The 6,388-nt window shown below is 39.8% G+C and carries 4 protein-coding genes; all 4 read right to left on the reverse strand.

What is annotated here, in order from left to right:
• On the reverse strand, nt 1–862 hold an 862-nt coding region (locus FD729_RS05205), incomplete at its 3' end, for an aconitase family protein (RefSeq protein ID WP_236421741.1).
• 758 nt (nt 863–1,620) lie between these two features.
• Nucleotides 1,621–2,595, reverse strand: a complete 975-nt coding sequence (cysB, locus tag FD729_RS05210) for an HTH-type transcriptional regulator CysB (RefSeq protein WP_159932291.1) — start codon at nt 2,593–2,595, stop codon at nt 1,621–1,623.
• Between the two features lie 188 nt (nt 2,596–2,783).
• Nucleotides 2,784–5,381: a type I DNA topoisomerase gene (topA, locus tag FD729_RS05215; protein WP_159932289.1), complete on the reverse strand. Its 2,598-nt coding sequence runs from the start codon at nt 5,379–5,381 to the stop codon at nt 2,784–2,786.
• Nucleotides 5,382–5,960: 579 nt separating this feature from the next.
• Nucleotides 5,961–6,388 (reverse strand): S49 family peptidase (locus FD729_RS05220; protein ID WP_204162618.1); only part of this gene is annotated, 428 nt, incomplete at its 5' end.

Raw genomic sequence — 6,388 nt, forward strand, 5'->3', positions numbered from 1 at the left:
AAAACTCAACAAATTTCCCGACTACACCATGGTTACGCAGTATCTGTGTAATCGTTAGAACTAGGTCAGTTGCAGTGATACCAGGCCGAAGCTTACCAGTCAACTTAAAGCCTACGACATCAGGGATGAGCATTGAAATGGGTTGACCTAGCATGGCTGCTTCGGCTTCAATGCCACCAACGCCCCATCCCAGTACTCCCAATGCGTTGATCATGGTGGTATGGGAGTCTGTACCTACCAACGTGTCTGGCCAGGCAAACCACTTACCTTCTATTTGCTCTTGCCAGACAGATTTTCCTAGATACTCTAGGTTAACCTGATGGCATATACCGGTTCCTGGTGGTACGACACGAAATTTATTAAACGCCTTTTGTCCCCAGCGCAAAAAAGCGTAGCGTTCATGGTTACGCTTCATCTCCAATCGCATATTAGTGTCAAAGGCGCTGTCTTCGCCAAAGTGGTCGACGGTAACTGAATGATCAATCACTAGATCGACCGGAGACAGGGGGTTCACTTTCTCTACTTCACCACCTAAACGTTTCACAGCTTCACGCATTGCCGCCAAATCTACTATAGCAGGCACGCCAGTAAAATCCTGCATGAGTACTCGTACTGGACGATAAGCAATCTCTCGCTCGGCATGTGCATCCTTCTGCCAAGCAACTAACGCACGAATGTCTTCCTCCGTGACGGAGTCATCATCTTGCCAGCGCAGAAGATTTTCCAACAACACATGGAGTGATTTGGGCAGGCGGTCAATGTTACCGAGGTAATGGGCAGCGCGGGGAATGCTAAAAATATGATACTTTTGCTGGTCAACCTGCAGCGTCGACTGACTCTGTTCGCGTAGGGTTTTTGACATGGCTTCTCCTTTATATTTTATTTGAATTGCGTTAACCTCAAAGAGGATAATTTTTCTATTGAAACCAGACCGCGTTTTCTGTACTTTTTTGAGTACACCATACATTGGCACATTACGCAGAAAAATAAACTAAAAAAGCTTTGTGCATATGCATAAATTAAACTTATAATAGAAAACAAAGAAAATCTTTATATCTAAAGGCAATATGTATACTTATTTTCACTTAAAAGAAAATAAGAATGCACGAAAATTCAACTAAAATGGTTGGTCATTATTTTTTATAAGAAGTTATAAAAATAGTAATTGAGATTACCTAACAGGAAATATTCAAAATAATACTGAATTAATGCACTGTAAATGGTGGCTGCTTATTCGAAGCTTTCTATATTTTTTGATAAAAAATCATAATCACATATTAAATTAATTGATCTGTATTTTTTTCTAAAAAAAGAGTTTCACACAGCAAATAAATATCATTCTCAATGAATATTGAATATATGTAATTAATATACTCAAAATGATTTTAAAAATTTTTATACCTATATTCGCTCTGTCTTATATAACAAGAATATTAATATTTTTTATTAAAATATTTAAATAATTTAAAGAACAATAGATCATAATGAATCTTATCTCTATACTCATTACTTGAATGAATATATAGATATTTCATCTATAAAGAATATTAAGTTTTTTATATTAAGTATATTTGACCTATAAAGACCATAATATCTAGTGATTAGAACCGCTATAAACAACTATTTAAAAGGCAGTTTAATATCTTTAAACATTTCTTGAATGTCTTCATTAGAACGTAATCCAACAGCAGTATCCACTACCTCCCGTGTAAGATGGGGCGCAAATCGTTGAATAAAATCATACATATAACTACGTAAGAATGTACTGCTCCGGAAACCAATTTTAGTAGTATTGTCAGTAAAAATATCCGATGCCTTGATGTGTACTAAGTCAAAGTCAGAGAACGGATCAACAGCCATACTAGCTATCACACCTACTCCTAAACCTAATCGAACGTACGTTTTAATAACGTCTGCGTCTGTCGCGGTAAATACAATACGCGGCGTCAGGCCTGCACGATTAAAAGCCGTATCTAATTCAGAACGTCCGGTAAAGCCAAAAGTGTAGGTGACTAACGGATACTTAGCAAGTTCCTGAATAGAGATTTGTTCTTTGTTAGATAACGGATGATCAGGTGTAACTATTATGGCGCGATTCCAACGGTAGCATGGTAGCATAATGAGATCGTCGTAGAGATGCAGCGCTTCGGTCGCGATGGCAAAATCGGCATTACCTTTTGAAACTACTTCGAATATTTGTGTCGGCGAGCCTTGGTGCATATGTAAAGAAACACGGGGATAGCGCTCCATAAAACCTTTAACGATGCCAGGTAATGCATAACGTACCTGAGTATGAGTAGTTGCTACATAAAGTGAGCCTTTATCCGGCCAAGTATGCTCGCCTGCGACTGACTTGATTGCCTCAACCTTAGATAATACCTCGCGAGCGATACTGATAATCACTTCGCCTGCAGGCGTGGCTTGTGTTAAGTGTTTACCACTGCGTGCAAAAATCTGCACTCCCAACTCATCTTCTAACATGCGCACCTGCTTACTGATGCCTGGCTGAGAAGTATAAAGTCCCTCTGCCGTTGAAGAGACGTTCATGTTATGATTTACCACTTCGACGATGTAGCGTAACTGCTGCAATTTCATATTTGTTTTATCCCAGTAAGCTACAGAGAGAGCGGCACTAAGATTAAGTATTTTAGCCGTATCGATAAACATCAAAAAATACCAAAGACGCCATGACAAATGTAACGTTTTAAACGGAAAAATAGAATATTTTAGTATAAAAAAGAAAAAAGCCAGCATAGCTGGCCTTAAAGTATAAGAAAATATACTTATTTTTTTGCTTCCTGCCATTTGCCATCGATGTAAAATGCTGACCACCCCGTTGCTTTCCCCTCTTTTTTAGAAAAAACATACTGCTGTTTTGTTTTACAATTGAAGCGCACTAAGGTTTTATTTCCGTTATGATCGGTAGCTGGTGCTGCAGCCAAGTAGCGTAATGTCTCCGGTAGACGATTTTTAAAGCGCTGTAATTCCTCCACTAAAGGCGCACGAGTTTCACGCGATTTCGGAAACGTATTTGCTGCAAGGAAAACGCCAGCAGCGCCATTACGCAGCACGAAATAGGCGTCCGATTTTTCGCACGTTAGCTCAGGCAAGGGCACAGGGTCTTCTTTCGGCGGTGCTACTTCCCCATTACGCAGAATTTTTCTCGTATTCCTGCAGTCGTCATTGGTACATGCCATGTATTTTCCGAAACGCCCCGTATTAAAATACATTTCTGAATTACATTTCTCGCATTTAACTCTTGTACCTTCGCAACTATTAATAAGGAATTCACCCTGCTCGATATCGTAACCGTCACACTCTGGATTATGACCGCAGATGTGCAGCTTATGTTGTTTATCTATTAAGTAGCTATCCATTGCTGTGCTACACTTTTGACAGCGGCGACGAGCGCGTAATGCATTAGTTTCAGCATCCTCACCTTCCAGTACATTTATTACTTCATTTTCCGGAATTAGATTAATTGTCTGCTTACAGCGATCTTTTGGCAACAACTTATAGCCTGAACAACTAAGAAAAACGCCAGTACTGGCGGTACGAATACCCATTTTGAGTCTACAAGACGGACAGTCGATTGAGGTAAGCACCATCTGATTAGGTTTCATCCCACCCTCCTCCGGCTTTTTCTCCGCCTTGTCTAACTGTTGTGTAAAGTCGATAAAAAATTTATCTAGCACGCCTCTCCATTCTATCTGACGATTGGCAATTTGGTCGAGGCTATCTTCCATGGTGGCGGTAAAGTCATAGTTCATTAGATTTTGGAAATTTCCTTGAAGACGATCGGTGACAATTTCACCCATTTTCTCAGCATAAAATCGTCGATTTTCTACACGCACATAGCCACGATCTTGGATGGTAGAAATAATTACTGCATAGGTAGACGGACGACCAATGCTTCTCTTTTCCAGCTCACGTACTAGCGACGCTTCACTAAAACGTGCTGGCGGTTTGGTAAAGTGCTGACTGGGAATTAGTTGTTGCAAATCCATCGTCTCGCCAGGTTTCACTAGGGGTAATGTGCAATAGTCGCTATTCTTGCATAGCGTAGGCATCAAGCGCGTCCAACCGTCGAAGCGCAGTGTACGCCCTTTTGCCTTTAATTTAAAGCCGTCAGCGACAGCCGTGAGGGTAGTAATATCATACTGCGCAGGTACCATCTGACAAGCAATAAACTGACGCCAAATTAGCTCATAGAGCTTCTGCGCGTTCATTTCTAGATCCTTAAGTGTTTTCGCTACTACATTAATGTCAGAAGGACGGATCGCTTCGTGTGCTTCTTGTGATTTTTCTTTATTTATATAAACATTAGCAACTTTAGGCACATATTTATTACCAAATTTTTTTTTAATATAACAGCGAGCCATTTTAAGAGCATCCTGACTGAGACTAGTAGAGTCGGTGCGCATGTAGGTGATATAGCCAGCTTCGTAGAGGCGCTGCGCCATCATCATGGTTTTTTTTACGCTGAAGCCAAGGTGCGTGCTAGCAGCTTGCTGTAACGTTGAGGTAATAAAGGGTGCGTTAGGCTTACTGCTAGTCGGCTTATCCTCACGATCTATCACCACAAAGTGAGCTTTTCTCAGCATGGCGACAGCGGCATGGGCCTGTTCGCTGTTTACCGGACGAAAAGGACTGTCTTCCTGATGCGTAACGACCATCGTCAATTGATCGCCTTGCACTGTGGTTAAATCAGCATGTAGTTTCCAATATTCTTCTGGTACAAAAGTTTTAATTTCATGTTCACGCTCAACGATCAAGCGAACTGCAACAGACTGAACACGTCCTGCAGACAAGCCACGTGCAATCTTTTTCCATAGCAGCGGTGATACCATGTAACCTACAATACGATCCATAAAACGACGTGCTTGTTGTGCATTGACGCGGTCAATATTTAGTGCTCCTGGTTTCTCAAAAGCTCGCCGAAGTGCATTTTTTGTAATTTCGTTAAACACTACACGACTAAAACGCTTATCGTCGCCACCAATTACTTCACGTAAGTGCCATGCAATAGCCTCACCTTCGCGGTCAAGGTCAGTTGCAAGATAAATGTGGTCAGCATGTTCTGCAAGTGCCTTTAGCTCAGATACTATTTTCTCTTTAGTAGGCAGTACCTGGTATTCGGCTTTCCAGCCATGGTACGGATCGACGCCCATTTGACTGATTAACACTGCTTTTTCGGGTTTTTTAATTTTCTTAGTTTTTTTTTTATCTGATCCGTTAGCACTATTTTTTGTGGTCGAATTATTAGTCGGCAAATCACGTATATGACCAATGCTAGACTTTACCACGTAGTCGCTACCGAGGTATTTATTGATTGTTTTAGCCTTTGCTGGGGATTCAACGATAACGAGTGCTTTGCCCATGTGTATCTTTACCTAGTCAAAATTTCCTGATAAATATGAGAAGATTTCATGCCGTGAAATCCATTAATTTCAGTATATGATGCCTGTTCTTCTTTTCAAAGTTAGTAGTCAATCTTGAGAATATATTGCGTAAGTTTATTCAATACTATGAATAAACTTGATTTTTACACATTGTACAATCACACTTTTCGATATGTTCTCCTGAATCCTAGATTAGCCACACTCTATCCAATAAAGCAAGTTATGCAACTTAACCAATATTTAATTAAATTAATATATTTATATTTTATCATTTTTTAATAATTTTTCGTGCGACACTTTTTTCATAAAAAGTAGATAAATATTTTATGCATATTCATATTAAAGAAGTGCTTTTTGATTAAGTAAATTACTTACTCCATCATTATATCAAGTATTCACTGAACAAGTCTCTTCTTCTTAAAGAAAATGATAATTGTTGTATCAGCTTCACCATAATGAGAATCACGACGGCAATTGACATATTTAGACATCTAGCCCTCCCGCTATGACAGCATCATTATTAAGTAGTATAAAAACTGAGAGAGTACCTAATTTTAATTATAACAGCGGCATCTTGACGTGTTGCCACCATTTTATTAACAAGCGCTCCACCATAGAACCAGTACTATGCGTAATCCGATCAATGATTTTCCGACGCCGGGCATAATGCACACGAAACACGTTAAACAGATCCATATGGCTAATAATAAACTCATCACTAGTAATTATATCGTCGATAAGACCTAAAGCTAGTGCCCGACGGCCATACCAATGTTCACCTGTTGCTACTTTGTCAATATCCAGCGCTGGGCGCATCTGATGTACAAAATCTTTAAAAAGTAGGTGAGTTTCATTCAGATATTCCTGAAATTTTTCTCTTCCCTCCTCAGTATTTTTGCCAAAAAGTGTAAGCGTACGCTTATACCGGCCAGCAGTATGCAGTTCTACATCAATATTGTTGAGCTTGAGCAGACGATTGAAATTGG

It is taken from the genome of Pantoea sp. Nvir (genome assembly GCF_009829915.1).
Taxonomy (GTDB): domain Bacteria; phylum Pseudomonadota; class Gammaproteobacteria; order Enterobacterales; family Enterobacteriaceae; genus Pantoea.

Excerpts from the sequence above, each read along its gene's own strand:
- cysB (WP_159932291.1), bottom strand. The coding sequence starts at position 2,595 with ATGAAATTGCAGCAGTTACGCTACATCGTCGAAGTGGTAAATCATAAC.
- topA (WP_159932289.1), bottom strand. The coding sequence starts at position 5,381 with ATGGGCAAAGCACTCGTTATCGTTGAATCCCCAGCAAAGGCTAAAACA.